The sequence below is a fragment of the Streptomyces sp. NPDC006739 genome (genome assembly GCF_042869815.1).
In the GTDB taxonomy this organism is placed as follows: Bacteria; Actinomycetota; Actinomycetes; order Streptomycetales; family Streptomycetaceae; genus Streptomyces.
In genome coordinates this window covers 233,521-247,980 of record NZ_JBIAGM010000010.1, presented here as the reverse complement: position 1 = coordinate 247,980, position 14,460 = coordinate 233,521, and the positions used below count along the sequence as shown (strand labels likewise).

Below are 14,460 nucleotides of genomic sequence, written 5' to 3'. Positions count from 1 at the left end.
GGGCGGTGAGCGGGCAGCCTTCGGACGCACCGGGGCGGCACGGCGGGTGGTGCGTGCGAGCGGGCGTGCGTGCGGGCGCGGTCCGTGCGGCGGAGCCACGGGGCGAGGCACCGCCCGTACGGCGCACGGCTGTGCCGAGGCTCGTGGGGCGTCTCCCCTACGGCGTGCGGTGGGACTCCGGAGCTACGGGTGCGGCGCGCGGCGGCGCTGTGCCGCTCAGCCGTCGTCGGTACGGCGTGCCGTGCGCCCGGATATCTGCACCCGGTCGATCCTGCCGGTGGCGGGATCGCGGTGGAACCGCCCGCCGGGCTCGCGGCGGCCGGTGGCCGGGTCGGCCAGATCGCATGTCAGGTCGGGGTGGCAGACCAGGGGTATCGGCAGGTCGCCGTCGACGGACAGCGTGAGGGAGCCGTCGGGCGCCGGTGCGACGCGGTACTCCGTGCGGCCGTTGAGGTACGTGCCCGCGCAGTCGCCCGGAGCGGCCGCGGGCCGGCGGGGGTCCGCGAGGGCGGGGGCGGGGGCGGTGGGCACCCGCACCCCGGTGATGCGGGCCAGGTCGTCGGTGAGGTCCCGCCAGAGCGCGGTGGCCCCGCCGGCGTTGCCGGTGAAGGCGACCACCACACCGCTGTCCGGTTCGGCCCGCAGATGGCAGGAGGTGCCCTGGGCGTTGCCGTCGTGGCCGCACCACAGGTGGTCGTCCTGCCCGTACAGGGCGAGACCCGGCCCCCAGCCGTCCGCGAGGGTGCCCGGCCGGGCACCGGGTTCCGGGCGGCGCATCTCCTTGGCGACGGCGGGCGGCAGGACGGTGGACCTGCCGACCAGGGCGCCGCCGAACGCGCACAGGTCGGCGGCGCTCGCCATCAGGGCGCCGGCCGGCGCCTCCAGCGGTGCGAGGTTCTGCCGGGCCGGGCGGGTCCGGCCCGTCGCGGTGTTGAGCGCGTGGCCGGCCGCGACCGGCCGCGCGGGCGCTCTGTCGCCCAGGAACGCGGGCACGGTGCCCAGCGGTTCGAGGAGCACCGCGCGGACGGCCTCGTGCCACGGCATGCCGGTCACCTCCTCGACCAGCCGCCCGGCGGCGACGTAGCCCGCGTTGGAGTAGGAGAAGTCGGTACCGGGCGGGAACAGCGCGTCCCGGGCCGTGCACACGGCCGAGAGGTAGCGGGAGGCGGTGGTCCGGGCGGCGGTGTCGGAGTCGGGGCCGGTGGGCAGTCCGCCGGTGTGGCTCAGCAGGTGGCGAATCGTCACTTCGCCCAACTCGCGCAGCTCGGGAAGGTATTCGGCCGCGGGTTCGTCCAGGTCCAGGTCGCCGTCGTCGGCCAGGAGCAGCACGAGGGCGGCCGTATAGGGCTTGGTGAGGGACCCCAGGGGGACGGCGGTGTCCGTCGTGAAGGCGACGCCGGTCGCGTCGTCGGCCGTACCGGTGTGCAGGGTGAGCACGTCCGTCCCGGTGTGCACGGCCAGTTGCGCGCCGGGGACCCGGTGGGTGCGGGCGAGCGCGTCGAGCCGGTCCTGCAGTTCGTGGCGCAGGGCGGACGGCGCCCGCTCGGCGAGCGGCGGGGTAGGGGTGTACGGCATGAGAAGGGGACTCCCGTTGACTGGGTCTCATGTGCGGGTGTGAAGGTCCGGCCCGGATGCGAGCGGTGCGGGAGGGCCGGGGGGCGTGAGCGCGCCCGTGTTACGGCCTGGTGACCTCGACCGGCAGATGGCGTACGCCGACGATGACGGCCGGGTTCTGGTAGGTGACCTCTTCGTAGGAGGGGACCGCCAGGGTGCGGAAACGTATCTGCAGCATGCGCAGGGCGATGCGCGCTTCCAGCCGGGCCAGCGGCGCGCCGAAGCAGAAGTGGATGCCGTGGCCGAAGGTCAGATGGGGGTTGGGGTGGCGCGAAAGGTCCAGGACGTCGGGCTCGTGGAAGCGGGCCGGGTCCCGGTTGGCGGCACCGAGGTGGGCCATCAGCAGGGTGTCGGCGGGCAGCTCGTGGCCGCCGAGGACCACCGGCCTGGTGACGCGTCGCCCCAGCTCGGGGAAGGGGGGCAGCCAGCGCAGCACCTCCTCGACGGCGCGCGGGATCCCGCCGGGGTCGGCGCGCAGCGCGGCGTTCGTCCCGGGGTGCCGGTCGAAGGTGACGACGGCGTTGCCCAGCAGCGCGGTCGTGGTGATGTGCCCGGCCACCAGGAGCAGCGCGACGAACCCGACCATCTCCTGGTCCGCCAGGCGGACGCCGTCCACCTCGGCCTCGATCAGTCGGCTGGTGAGGTCGTCACCCGGGTGCGCGCGCCGGTGCCGGATGTGCTCCAGCACATAGTCGTTCATCTCGCGCACGGTGGGCGCGATCGCCTCCAGGGCCCGTTCCAGGTCGGCCATGTCCGGCGCCTCGCCGAGCTGGTCACCACCGAACAGGGTGCTCGCCCACTCCTGGAAGAGTCTGTGCTCGCCGGCCGGGACGCCCAGCAGTTCGGCGATGACGATGATGGGGAGCGGATAGGCGAGCGTGTCGACCAGGTCGAAACGGTCCTGGTCCGCGACGCTGTCGAGCAGCCGGGCGCAGACGGCCTCGATGCGCGGTTCCAGCCCCTGCACCACCCGGGGGGTGAACGCCTGGCTCACCAGGGCGCGCAGCTTGCGGTGTTCCGGCGGATCCATGGCGACGAAGTTGCCCTGGGTGAAGGTCGCGAAGTCCTCTTGGGTCGGGGCGATGGGGGACATGTCCGAGGAGTAGGTCGCCGGGTCGGCGAGTACGGCGGCGACCGACTCGTGGTCCAGGACCTGCCACACGCCCTGGCCCTCGTCGTAGCGCACCGGCCCGGTCTCCCGTAAGAGCCGCCAGCGTGCCGGTAACTCCTCCAGCAGCAGGGACTCCCCCGCCAGTTGGTTGCTGGTCACGTCTTCTCCTTGGGTAGCGACACGCGGGCACGGTGGAACCACACGTGCGGGTGGTGCTGGACGGGGCCTGGTGCGGCGGACACACGGGGCCGCCGGTCACTCGGACCGCCGGCCGCTCGCGGAGCCACGCCGGGCGAGGTCACACGCCTGGCTCCGGCACACAGGGCGCGGCCCGTGCTGCCTGTCGTGCGAAGCCTGGCGGTCAGGTGCCTTCAGCCGGCCGGCGGGCCGGGCCGGAACACCTCAGCACGCCCACCCGGGCGCACTGGGACTGCGCGGTCGGCCGTGGCCCCGTGCCGAACCGTGTCCGGCGGACCGACCCCGCATAGCGATTCCCCCCAGCGTCAGACCCGAAGGTTCGGAACGAGGTGAGAGGGCGCGTACGCCCGGCGTGTGCTGTCCCAGGATTGGCACGATGCGCACTCCAGAACACCTTCGTTTCGGTCGAACCGGCCACAGTCTTCACGGCGAGACACCCGATAGCAACCCCCTGAGGTTGAACGGAGAGCGACGTCAACGGGGGTCCGGCCACGCATCGCGGCCCCTGCGGATCGTCGCCCCGCGTGTGCCCCCACACCCTCCTCCCGAAACCCGAAGTCCCCGCGAATACGGCCCCGTTGCCCGACCAGCCGCCCCTGAGCAGGCACGACGGTCCGGGCGGTCGGCGAAGTGACTACTGGTGACCGACCGGTAACCACGTGGTGGTCAATGGTGCTGGTACCCGTTACCCGCGGTACGGCCGAGGTCGGCCCATGAGCTGAGGCCATTCGGCTCTCGCGGTGCACGGGGGCGCACATACGCCGACCGCATGTGCCCCCCGCGCTTCGATTCGAGGGGCGTAAGCAGGCGCGAGTGGGGTACTCGAAGGCGTTTGGGACGTCGTCCCACCACTCCGGGTCGGCGGGCGCACCCGCGCGTCGGCCCGCTCGCCGTGCGACGGACGCCGCCACGAGGGAGCCTTGACCATGCGACGCGCGGCCGTACGAGGAGGTGGTCGCCGTGTCCGACGGGCAGCGGTCCGGGCCGGCACCGACGGCCGCCGAGGCGCGGGTCGGCGAGCCGCTGCTGTCCCTGGCGCTGGCCACCATGCTGGAGGACGTGCACGCGCACTCCGGCGCGGTGTACGTGCTCAGACCCGACGAGCCGGTGCTGGAGATGGCCGTGATGGCGGGACTGCCCCGGGCGTTCGCGGCGCCGTGGGAGCGGGTCGGGCTGAGCGCGCCGATCCCGGTCGCCGAGGCGGCGCGCGAACGGCGGCTGGTGTGGGTGGGCGGCGAGGAGGACATGGCCCGCCGCTATCCGCGCATCGCCGTGGTGCTGCCCTACCCGTTCGCACTGGCCGCGCTGCCGGTGGCGACGGAGGCCACGGTGTACGGCGCGGTGTTCGTGACCTGGCCAGGCTCGCACCCGGCCGAGCTGTCCGACCGGGAGCGGGACCATCTGACGGCGGCCTGCGACCGGCTGGCGCTGCGGCTGCGGCGGGCGGCGGGCAAGGGCCGGCCGCTGGGCCACGAGGCCGACCTGCTGGCGGCGCCGACCTCGGGCGTGGCGGGCACCCTCGGGACGGTCGAGGCGGCGCGGATGGTGGCCCGGCTGCCGTACGGGCTGATCTCGCTGGACCTGCACGGCCGGATCGGGTTCGCCAACACGGCGGCGGCCGACCTGCTGGGCGCGCAGGCCGGTGACCTGCTCGGCACCCAGCCATGGGTGTCGGTGCCGTGGCTGAACGACCCCATGTACGAGGACCGCTACCGGGCGGCCCTGATCAGCCAGTCCGTGACGTCGTTCGTGGCGCTGCGCCCGCCGGGCGAGTGGCTGTCGTTCCGGTTGTACCCGAGCACCAGCGGGCTGACCGTGCGGATCAGCCGGGCCCGGGCGGTGGCGGAGATGGTGGGCAGCCTGCCGCGCTCCGGGCGGCCCCCGTCCCGGCTGGTCACCATCTCGCAGGTGCTGAGCCTGGCGGGCGCGCTGACCGAGGCGGTGGGCGTCTCGGACGTGGTGCAGCTGGTCGCGGACGAGGTGGCGCCGGCCGTCGGCAGCCAGGCGCTGCTGATCCTCGGGTCGCGGGGCGGGCGGCTGCACGTGCTGGGACAACGGGGGTATCCGGACCCGCGCGTCGTCGAGCGCTTCGACGGGCTGCCGCTGAGCGAGCGCACCCCGGCCACCCAGGTCCTCGACAGCGGGGTGCCCGGCTTCATCGACTCCCGGGAGCAGTTGGAGCGGCTGTACCCCCGTCACCGGGGGTCGCCGGACGGGTTCGCGGCCTGGGCCTATCTGCCGCTGATCGCCTCCGGGCGGCCGGTGGGCACCTGTGTGCTCGCCTACGCGGAGCCGCACGTCTTCCCGGCCGACGAACGGGCGGTCCTGACGAGCCTGGGCGGCCTGATCGCACAGGCCCTGGAGCGGGCCCAGCTGTACGACACCAAGAACCAGCTGGCGCACGGGCTGCAGGCGGCGCTGCTGCCGCACTCGCTGGCGCCGCTGCCCGGCCTGGAGGCGGCGGCACGCTATCTGCCGGCCACCCAGGGGATGGAGATCGGCGGCGACTTCTACGACCTGGTGCCGACCCGGCCGCTGGCGGCCGCGGTGATCGGGGACGTACAGGGGCACAACGTGACGGCGGCCGGGCTGATGGGGCAGATCCGCACCGGCGTCCGCGCGTACACCACCGTCGGGCAGGAGCCGCAGGAGGTGATGCGCAGCACCAACCGGCTGCTCATCGACCTGGGCGCCGAACTGTTCGTCAGCTGTCTGTACCTGCGGGTCGATCCGGCGCGCGGGCGGGCCGTGATGGCCCGGGCGGGGCATCCGCCGCCGCTGCTGCGCCGGCCGGACGGGCGGGTACGGGTGCTCGACCTGGCCGGGGGGCCGCTGCTGGGCATCGACGCGGCGGCGACGTATCCGACCACCGAGGTCTGCCTCGCTCCCGGCGCGGTCCTGGTCCTCTACACCGACGGTCTGATCGAATACCCCGGCGTGGACATCGAGGACGCGCTGGCCGGTCTCGGCGAGGTGCTCGCCGAGGGCGGCGGTCTGCCGCTGGAGGAGCTGGCCGACACCCTCGTGGAGCACAGTGCGGCGGCACGGGAGCGGGTGGACGACGTGGCGGTGCTGTTGCTGCGGGCGTGCGGCGAGGGCTGAGCCGGCGCCCGCACGTCCGCGGTGGTGCCACGACGCGCGCGGTCCGGCCCTCCCGCCGGAGGGCCGGACCGTCCACCGCCGGCCGGAACCGCTGAGTGGGCCGGTCGGTGGGCCACGGAGGGGACTATCCGGCGTTCGCGCCCGTCCCCGACTGGTTGCCGGTTCCCGCACCGGCACCGGACTGGTTGCCGGCCCCGGACTGGTTGCCGGATCCGGCCCCCGCCCCGGACTGGTCACCCGCGCCCGACTGCGCTCCGGTGCCCGCGCCCGACTGGTCGCCGGCACCCGCACCCGCACCCGCACCGGACTGGTTGCCCGCGCCGCTCTGGTCGCCGGCCGAGGCGGTGGCCGACGGGTCGGCGCTGCCGCCGATCTGGTTGCCACCGGCCTGGTTGCCGGCACCGGACTGGTCGCCGGCCGAGGCCGAGGCGGACGGGTCGGCCGCGCCGTTGCCCGCGTTGCCGCCGTTGCCCGCGTTGCCGAGGGTGGCGCCGGTGGCCTGGAGGGCGGCGGTCACCGGCTGGAAGAAGGTCTCACCACCGTTGGTGCAGTCACCGCTGCCGCCGGAGGTGAGGCCGACCGCGCCGCCGTCCTGGGTGAACAGGGACCCGCCGCTGTCGCCCGCCTCGGCGCAGACGTTGGTCTGGATGAGGCCGTTGACGGTGTCGGTGCCGCCCGGGACCGTCTCGCTCGCGAAGTTCACGGTGGCGTCCAGGCCGGTGACCTGCCCGTTGTGCAGGCCCGTGGTGGACCCCATCCGGAACACGGTCTCGCCGACGGTGGCGTCCTTGGCCTGGGTGATCTGGACGGTCTGGCCGTTGCCGGCGTTGACCTCGCTGGGCGCCTGGGTGGTGGTGTCGTTGTACTTGACGAGCGAGAAGTCGTTGCCGGGGAACTTGGCCTGGTCCACGGTGGCTATGGGCTGGCCGCCCTGCGAGTCGGACCAGTCCTTGGCCGCGACACCGCAGTGACCGGCCGTCAGGAAGGCGGGACTGCCGTCGGAGGCGGTGACGTTGAAGCCGAGGGAGCAGCGGACGGTGCCGTTCTGCACCTGGGAGAAGATGGCGTCGCCGCCGGACACGAAGGTCTTGAAGCGGCCGGAGGTCTTCTTCAGGGTCGCCATGTCGGAGCCGAGGCCCTGGACGGTCGACTGCAGTCTGTTCCACTTGGCGCCGGTGACCGTGCTGTCCGCGGTGACCTGGACCTTGTTCGTCTTCGGGTCGACGGCCCAGGAGGTGCCCGGGATGGTCGCCCTGTTCTTCAGGGTCCGCGCGGCGGTCTTGAGGGCGGCCGTGCTGTTCTTGACCTGGCGGACGGCCGCGCCGGCCTTCTTCGCCTGGACGATGACGTTGTCGTTGCCGTTGACCACGTTGACGACGAGCTGCTGCTTGGTGCCGTCGTAGTAGGAGCCGGCGAACGCGTCACCCAGCAGCTTCTGCAGCTGTGCGGCGAGATCCGAGGCGTCCGTGGCCTTCATGGTCCTGGGGGCGACGGCGGCGGCGCCCGAGGCGTTGTCCTGCGACGCGTTGGCGTTGGGCAGCAGGAGGGCCGCCGCGCCGAGCGCCGCGACACCGCCGACCGCGATCGCGGCCTTGCGCTTCGGAATTCGCTTGTGACTCAAACTTCTCGACCTCCTGGGACGGCGTCTCTGCCGTGTCGGGCAGTGGATCCGGGGCGCCTGGATGGCTGTAGGTACGGACGGGTCACGCGGTGCGTTCAATTCCGTTTGCCAACTTCCTTTGCGCAACCAGGAATCGGCCGGGATCGGCGGGTTCGTGACGGCCTGGCCGAGCGTCCCGGGGTTGACGCGGTCAGCAACCGACCGGTGACGGTCCGTTGTGGACACGGACCGGAATCCCTGCTTCAGGGAATCTGCACATCGAATACGCAACCAAGTCACCGGCTCCAGTGGATCTGCACATCCGCGCGCCCCGCGGCACGCCTTTGGCGCGGAGTGCCGGAATCCGGACGGCGGGGGCAAGGGCCCGGGCGCGCCGATGCCGCGTCACATGTGAAGGAGTCGCCGACACGACGTGCGCACACCTGCACGGTTGATGCCCGCCGAGGCGCAAGTGCGCAGGTGGGAGAGGTGGTTGATTGGAAGCCCGAGGCGCGTGCGTGCTTTGATCCATCGCACCGCAACCGGCGCTCGGCGCCTGCGGTCGCGGCCGTCATCTGTCCCCAGAGGGGGCCGCTCCCCCCTTGAGAAATATCCACACGAAGGGAAGTTCCACCATGAACTCCACCCCCCAGGTCGAGACCGTCGAGATCTCCGACGCCGAGCTCGACAACGTCTCCGGCGGCCTTTCCGTGAACGCCCTCAACACCGTCACGGGTGCCGTGAACGGCATTGCCCCGGTTTCCGGCCTGGTCGACACGGTCGTCGGCACCGCCCAGGGTGTCACCGGCCTGAACGTGGCCCCGGTCACCAACCTGGTCGCCGGTCTCTGATCGCACCTCGTCGCCCTGAGCCCCCGGAGCCGTTTCCCGGCCCCGGGGCTCTCGGGTGCCCGCAACACGACGTAACGCAGTCTCTCCTCAGGTGAGGGAAGTCCCGTGCAGTTCCGCCAGCAGGCCCTCGCCAAGCTCCAGTCACCGGAAGAGCTCGACCTCCCGGTGCGGCTCGCCCGTCCGCAGGGCTGGCTCGCGCTGTCCGTCACCGTCGCCGTGATGGCGGCGGCCTCCGTCTGGGCGGTGACCGGCTCGGTCGCCTCCACCGTCAGCGCGCAGGCCATCCTCACGCACGCGCAGGGCAGTTACATCCTGCAGAGCCCCGTCGCCGGCCAGGTCACCGCGGTCCTCGCCCGGCAGGGCGAGCGCCTGCCCGCGAACTCACCGGTCCTCAAGGTCCGCACCGACCGGGGCGACGCGGTCGTCCGCACGGTCGCCGCGGGCCGGGTCACCGCGCTCGCCGCCACCATCGGTCAGATCATCCAGACCGGCGCGAACGTGGCCGCCGTCGAGAAAGTCGCCCACGCCTCCGACCCGCTGTACGCGACGGTGTACGTCCCCGCCGAGAACGCCGCCGCCATCCCCGCGCACGCCCCCGTCGACCTCACCGTGTCGTCGGTGCCGACCCAGCGGTACGGGGTGCTGCGCGGCCAGGTGAAGTCGGTGGACCGCGCTGCCCAGTCCGCCCAGTCCGTCTCGGAGTTCCTCGGGGACAGCCAGCTGGGCGAGCAGTTCACCCGGAAGGGCCGCCCGGTGGCCGTACTCGTCGAGCTGGACCCGTCGTCGACCACGAGCGGCTACCGCTGGTCGTCCGCGGGCGGTCCGCCGTACAAGCTCGACTCCATGACCCTGGCCACGGGTTCCATCCGGCTGGCCGACCAGCATCCCGTCGATTGGCTGCTCCCGTGACCGTGCACACCAGCACCGAGGAGACCCGGGGCCGCAGACGCGCCGCCCCGTCCAGGCGCCCGGTCCCCAAGGGCCGCGGAGGTAGCGTCCGCACGCCGACCGTGCTGCAGATGGAGGCCGTGGAGTGCGGCGCCGCCTCCCTCGCCATGGTCCTCGGCCACTACGGCCGGCACGTCCCGCTGGAGGAGCTGCGCATCGCCTGCGGCGTCTCCCGGGACGGCTCGCGCGCCAGCAACCTCCTGAAGGCGGCCCGCAGTTACGGACTGACCGCCAAGGGCATGCAGATGGACCTGGCCGCCCTCGCCGAGGTGCGGGCACCGGCCATCCTGTTCTGGGAGTTCAACCACTACGTCGTCTACGACGGCATGGGCCGGCGCCTCGGCCGGCGCGGCGTGTACATCAACGACCCCGCCAAGGGCCGCCGTTTCGTGCCCATGGAGGAGTTCGACGGCAGCTTCACCGGCGTCGTCCTGGTGCTGGAACCGGGTGACGGCTTCGAGAAGGGCGGCCGCAGGCCGGGCGTCCTCGGCGCCATGCCGGCCCGGCTGCGCGGCACCGCCGGCACCCTGCCCGCGGCCGTGCTGGCCAGCCTGCTGCTGGTGGCGGTCGGTGCGGCGGTGCCCGCGCTCAGCCGTACCTATATCGACATGTTCCTCATCGGCGGGCAGACCTCCCTGCTGGGCGTGCTGTTCGCCTCGATGGGCACCTGTGTGCTGCTCACGCTGGTGCTGACCTGGCTCCAGCAGACCAACCTGCTGCACGGCAGGATCATCTCCTCCACCCTTTCCAGCGCCCGCTTCCTGCGCCATCTGCTGCGGCTGCCGGTGACCTTCTTCGCCCAGCGCAGCCCGGCCGACCTGGTGCAGCGCCTGCAGTCCAACGACCAGGTCGCCGAGACGCTCGCCCGTGACCTCGCGGCGGCCGGCGTGGACGCGATCGTGGTCGTGCTGTACGCGGTGCTGCTGTACACCTACGATCCGCAGCTGACCTTCGTCGGGATCGGCGTGGCGCTGCTGAACGTCGTCGCGATGCGGCTGGTCGTACGGTTGCGCGCGACCCGTACCGCCAAGCTGCGTGCCGACACGGCGCGGCTGACCAACACCGCCTACACCGGCCTGCAGCTGATCGAGACCATGAAGGCGACCGGCGGCGAGGACGGCTACTTCCGCAAGTGGGCCGGGCAGCACGCCTCCACGCTGGAGGAACAGCAGCGGCTCGGGGTGCCGAGCGCCTGGCTGGGGGTGGTCGCGCCGACGCTGGCGACGCTGAACAGCGCGCTGATCCTGTGGATCGGCGGCATGCGCGCGGTCGAGGGCCATATCTCGATCGGCCTGCTGGTCGCCTTCCAGGCGCTGGTCACCCGCTTCACCGCGCCGCTGACCCGGCTCAACGGGGTCGCGGGCCGCATCCAGGACTTCGCGGCCGACGTGGCCCGGCTGAAGGACGTGGAGAGCTTCCAGGCCGACCCGCTCTACGCCCGCCCCGGCGCGGGAGACTCCACCCGCCGGCTGCACGGACATGTGGAACTGGAGAACATCTCGTTCGGCTACAGCCCCCTCGACCAGCCGCTGCTCACCGGGTTCGACCTGACCGTCGGCCCCGGGCAGCAGGTGGCCCTGGTGGGCGGCTCGGGCAGCGGCAAGTCGACGGTGTCCCGGCTCATCTCGGGTCTCTACACGCCCTGGGAGGGGGTGATCCGCATCGACGGACAGCGCCTGGAGGACATCCCGCGCGGCTCGCTCGCCGCCTCCGTCTCCTTCGTCGACCAGGACGTCTTCCTCTTCGAGGGCTCGGTCCGCGACAACGTGGCGCTGTGGGACCCGTCGATCCCGGACGACGCGGTGGTGGAGGCGCTGAAGGACGCGGCCCTGTACGACGTGGTGACGCGCCGGCCCGGCGGCATCCACAGCCCGGTCGAGCAGGACGGCCGCAACTTCTCCGGCGGTCAGCGCCAACGCCTGGAGATCGCGCGTGCGTTGGTGCGCCGGCCGAGCATCCTGGTGCTGGACGAGGTGACCAGTGCGCTGGACGCGGAGACCGAACTGGTCGTGATGGACAACCTGCGCCGGCGCGGCTGCGCCTGTGTGGTGATCGCCCACCGGCTGTCCACCGTCCGCGACAGCGACGAGATCGTGGTGCTCCAGCACGGCACGATCGTGGAGCGCGGGCGGCACGACGAGCTGGTGGCGCGCGGCGGTGCGTACGCCGCGCTGGTCAGGGAGCGGTGACATGACGACCGTCGACGAAGGCGACCTGGTACTCGGGGCGCTCGGCACACTGGGCACGCCCATCGACTGCGCCGGCCTGAGCCGCCTGGACCTCGAAGGTCCGCAGGTGCTGTGGCTGGTCGCGGCGGGCGCGCTGGACCTGTTCGCGGTGGACGCCGGACAGCAGGGCCACTGGCACCACCTGGGCCGGCTGACGGCGGGCTCGCTGCTGCTCGGCCCGGTGGCCGGGCCCCAGCACACGCTGGTGGCACGGCCGCTGCGGGACTGCGTGGTGCGCCGCGTCGGGCTGCGCGAGCTGTACCAGCCCGCGAACACCCAGACCTGGTCGTACGACGAGTACGGCAACCCGCAGTACGTGCCGCCGACCACGAGCCCGCTGGAGTACGCCCTCGCGCTCGGCGTCGGCCGCGGCCTGACCGTCCTGTTCCAGGCGCCGATGGCCAACGACGCGGCGGCCGCCGGGGTGCGCGACGACGACGTGTTCTGGATGCAGGTGCCGCCGGGCAGCGTGCAGTACGGCTCGCTGTACGGCGCCGAGGCCGCCGCCGACCTGCTGATGGACCCCGCCGTGTGGCAGAGCATGGTCGACCAGCAGTACCGGCTGCTGACCACCCTCGACCGGTGGATCGAGCAGCTGGAGCGCACCCACGAGACGCGCACGGCGGCCGGCATCAGGGCCGGTGAGGCGGTCCGCGCCCAGGCCGACCGCACCCTGCTGGCCTCCATCGGCAAGGCGTCGGACCGCCGCGCGACGGCCGTCGACGCCGACGCCAGCCACGCGGTCTGCAAGCTGGTCGCCCGGGCCGCCGGGATCACCCTCGCCGAACCGGCGCAGAGCGGCACCGAGAGCGACCGCCTGGATCCGATCGAGCGGGTGGCCCTCGCCTCCCGGGTGCGCACCAGGGCCGTACGCCTGGACGGCCGCTGGTGGCGGGAGGACGTCGGCCCGCTCATCGGGCACCGGGCCCTGTCCGGGGCGCCGGTCGCGCTGCTGTGGCGGCGCGGCGGCTATGTGGCCGTCCACCCGGCGACCGGACGGGAGACCCCGGTCGAGAAGGCCAACGCGGAGGAGTTCGAGCCGCGCGCGGTGATGTTCTACCGGCCGCTGCCCGAGCGCGCGCTCGGACCGCTCGGACTGCTGCGGTTCAGCATGCGGGGCACTCGCGGCGACCTGGTGAACCTGCTGCTCGCCGGGCTGGTGACGGTGGCGATCGGCTCGCTGGTGCCCATCGCCACCGGCAAGGTGCTCGGCGAGTACGTGCCGAGGGCCCAGGAGGGGCTGATCGTCCAGGTCTGTCTGGCCGTGATGGTCAGCGGCGTGGTGGCCGCGGCGTTCATGCTGCTGGAGAACCTGACCATCCTGCGCCTGGAGGGCCGTATCGAGGCGGCGCTGCAACCGGCCGTCTGGGACCGGCTGCTGCGCCTGCCGACCAAGTTCTTCACCCAGCGCTCGACCGGTGAGCTGGCCAGCGCCGCCATGGGCATCAGCGCGATCCGCCGGCTGCTGGCGGGCGTCGGCCCGGTGGTCGCCCAGTCGGTGACCATCGGCGCCATGAACCTTGGGCTGCTGTTCTATTACAGCGTGCCGATGGCGCTCGCGGCGATCGGCATGCTGGTGGTGATCGCCGCGGTGTTCCTGGGGCTCGGCCTGTGGCAGGTGCGCTGGCAGCGGCGCCTGGTGGTGCTCGGCAACAAGCTGAACAACCAGGCCTTCCAGACCCTGCGGGGTCTGCCGAAGCTGCGGGTGGCGGCGGCGGAGAACTACGCGTACGCGGCCTGGGCGGGCGAGTTCGCGCGCAGCCGGGAACTCCAGCAGAAGGTCGGCCGCATCAAGAACCTCACCACCGTGCTGGGCGCGGTGTACCTGCCGGTCTGCACCCTGCTGATGTTCATGCTGCTGGCAGGGCCGGCGCGGGGCGCGATGTCGGCGGCGGCCTTCCTCACCTTCAACACGTCGGTGACGATGGTGCTCACCTCGGTCACCCAGCTCACCGGGGCGTTCGTCTCGGCGGTGGCGGCGCTGCCGCTGTTCGAGGAGATCAAGCCGGTCCTGGAGGCCGCGCCGGAGGTGCGCGCGGCGAGCACCCGGCCGGCCGCGCTCTCCGGTGCGATCGAGGCGCGGCGGCTGTCCTTCCGGTACGCCGACGACGGCCCCCTCGTCCTGGACGACGTGTCCTTCGCGGTGCGGCCGGGCGAGTTCGTGGCGATCGTCGGTCCGAGCGGCTGCGGCAAGTCCACCCTGCTCAGGCTGCTCATCGGTTTCGACCGGCCGGTCTCCGGCAGCGTCCTGTACGACGGCCAGGACCTGGCGGCCCTGGACCAGTCGGCGGTGCGCCGCCAGTGCGGGGTGGTGCTCCAGCACGCGCAGCCGTTCACCGGGTCGATCCTGGACGTCATCTGCGGCACCGAGGCGTTCACGCCGGAGGAGGCGATGGCGGCGGCGGAGTTGGCGGGGCTGGCCGAGGACATCAAGCGGATGCCGATGGGCCTGCACACCATCGTCTCCGGCAGCGGTGCCGTCTCCGGCGGCCAGCGCCAACGCCTCATGATCGCCCAGGCGCTGATCCGCCGGCCGCGCATCCTGTTCTTCGACGAGGCGACCAGCGCCCTGGACAACGACACCCAGCGCACGGTCATCGACAGCACCCGCAAGCTGAACGCGACCCGTGTCGTCATCGCCCACCGCCTGTCCACGGTGCTGGACGCCGACCGGGTCATCGTGATGGAGGACGGCAAGGTCGCCCAGCAGGGGCCGCCGGCCGAACTCCTCGCGGACGCCGGCGGCCGGCTGCACGAACTGGTGCGCCGCCAACTGGCGTGAGGCCGCCGGCGTCGCGCGGGGTGGCG

General features: G+C 72.9%; 8 protein-coding genes. 5 read left to right on the top strand and 3 right to left on the bottom strand.

Going from position 1 to position 14,460, the window contains the following annotated elements; translation table 11 throughout:
- Window positions 1-216: 216 nt before the first annotated feature.
- On the bottom strand, window positions 217-1,575 hold the full coding sequence (locus tag ACFYMM_RS21800) for a serine hydrolase domain-containing protein (protein WP_388388976.1): 1,359 nt from the start codon (window positions 1,573-1,575) through the stop codon (window positions 217-219).
- A gap of 100 nt (window positions 1,576-1,675) precedes the next feature.
- The gene (locus tag ACFYMM_RS21795) at window positions 1,676-2,884 is read right to left on the bottom strand and encodes a cytochrome P450 (RefSeq protein ID WP_388388973.1); all 1,209 of its coding nucleotides are present in this window, start codon (window positions 2,882-2,884) and stop codon (window positions 1,676-1,678) included.
- Window positions 2,885-3,874: 990 nt separating this feature from the next.
- Here ACFYMM_RS21795 and ACFYMM_RS21790 point away from each other — a divergent pair.
- Window positions 3,875-6,025, top strand: a complete 2,151-nt coding sequence (locus ACFYMM_RS21790; RefSeq protein ID WP_388388971.1) for a SpoIIE family protein phosphatase — start codon at window positions 3,875-3,877, stop codon at window positions 6,023-6,025.
- A 124-nt stretch (window positions 6,026-6,149) separates the two neighbouring features.
- Here ACFYMM_RS21790 and ACFYMM_RS21785 read toward each other — a convergent pair whose 3' ends face one another.
- On the bottom strand, window positions 6,150-7,646 hold the full coding sequence (locus ACFYMM_RS21785; protein ID WP_388388969.1) for a S1 family peptidase: 1,497 nt from the start codon (window positions 7,644-7,646) through the stop codon (window positions 6,150-6,152).
- A gap of 614 nt (window positions 7,647-8,260) precedes the next feature.
- Here ACFYMM_RS21785 and ACFYMM_RS21780 point away from each other — a divergent pair.
- The 4 genes from ACFYMM_RS21780 to ACFYMM_RS21765 all read left to right on the top strand — a co-directional run bounded on the left by ACFYMM_RS21780 (window position 8,261) and on the right by ACFYMM_RS21765 (window position 14,434).
- The gene (locus tag ACFYMM_RS21780) at window positions 8,261-8,476 is read left to right on the top strand and encodes a type A2 lantipeptide (protein WP_388388967.1); all 216 of its coding nucleotides are present in this window, start codon (window positions 8,261-8,263) and stop codon (window positions 8,474-8,476) included.
- A 105-nt stretch (window positions 8,477-8,581) separates the two neighbouring features.
- Window positions 8,582-9,385: an HlyD family efflux transporter periplasmic adaptor subunit gene (locus ACFYMM_RS21775; protein ID WP_388388965.1), complete on the top strand. Its 804-nt coding sequence runs from the start codon at window positions 8,582-8,584 to the stop codon at window positions 9,383-9,385.
- 2 nt (window positions 9,386-9,387) lie between these two features.
- Complete coding sequence (locus tag ACFYMM_RS21770; protein WP_388389062.1) at window positions 9,388-11,613, top strand: NHLP family bacteriocin export ABC transporter peptidase/permease/ATPase subunit; 2,226 nt, start codon at window positions 9,388-9,390, stop codon at window positions 11,611-11,613.
- A 1-nt stretch (window position 11,614) separates the two neighbouring features.
- The gene (locus ACFYMM_RS21765) at window positions 11,615-14,434 is read left to right on the top strand and encodes an NHLP bacteriocin export ABC transporter permease/ATPase subunit (protein WP_388388963.1); all 2,820 of its coding nucleotides are present in this window, start codon (window positions 11,615-11,617) and stop codon (window positions 14,432-14,434) included.
- The last annotated feature ends 26 nt before the right edge of the window (window positions 14,435-14,460 follow it).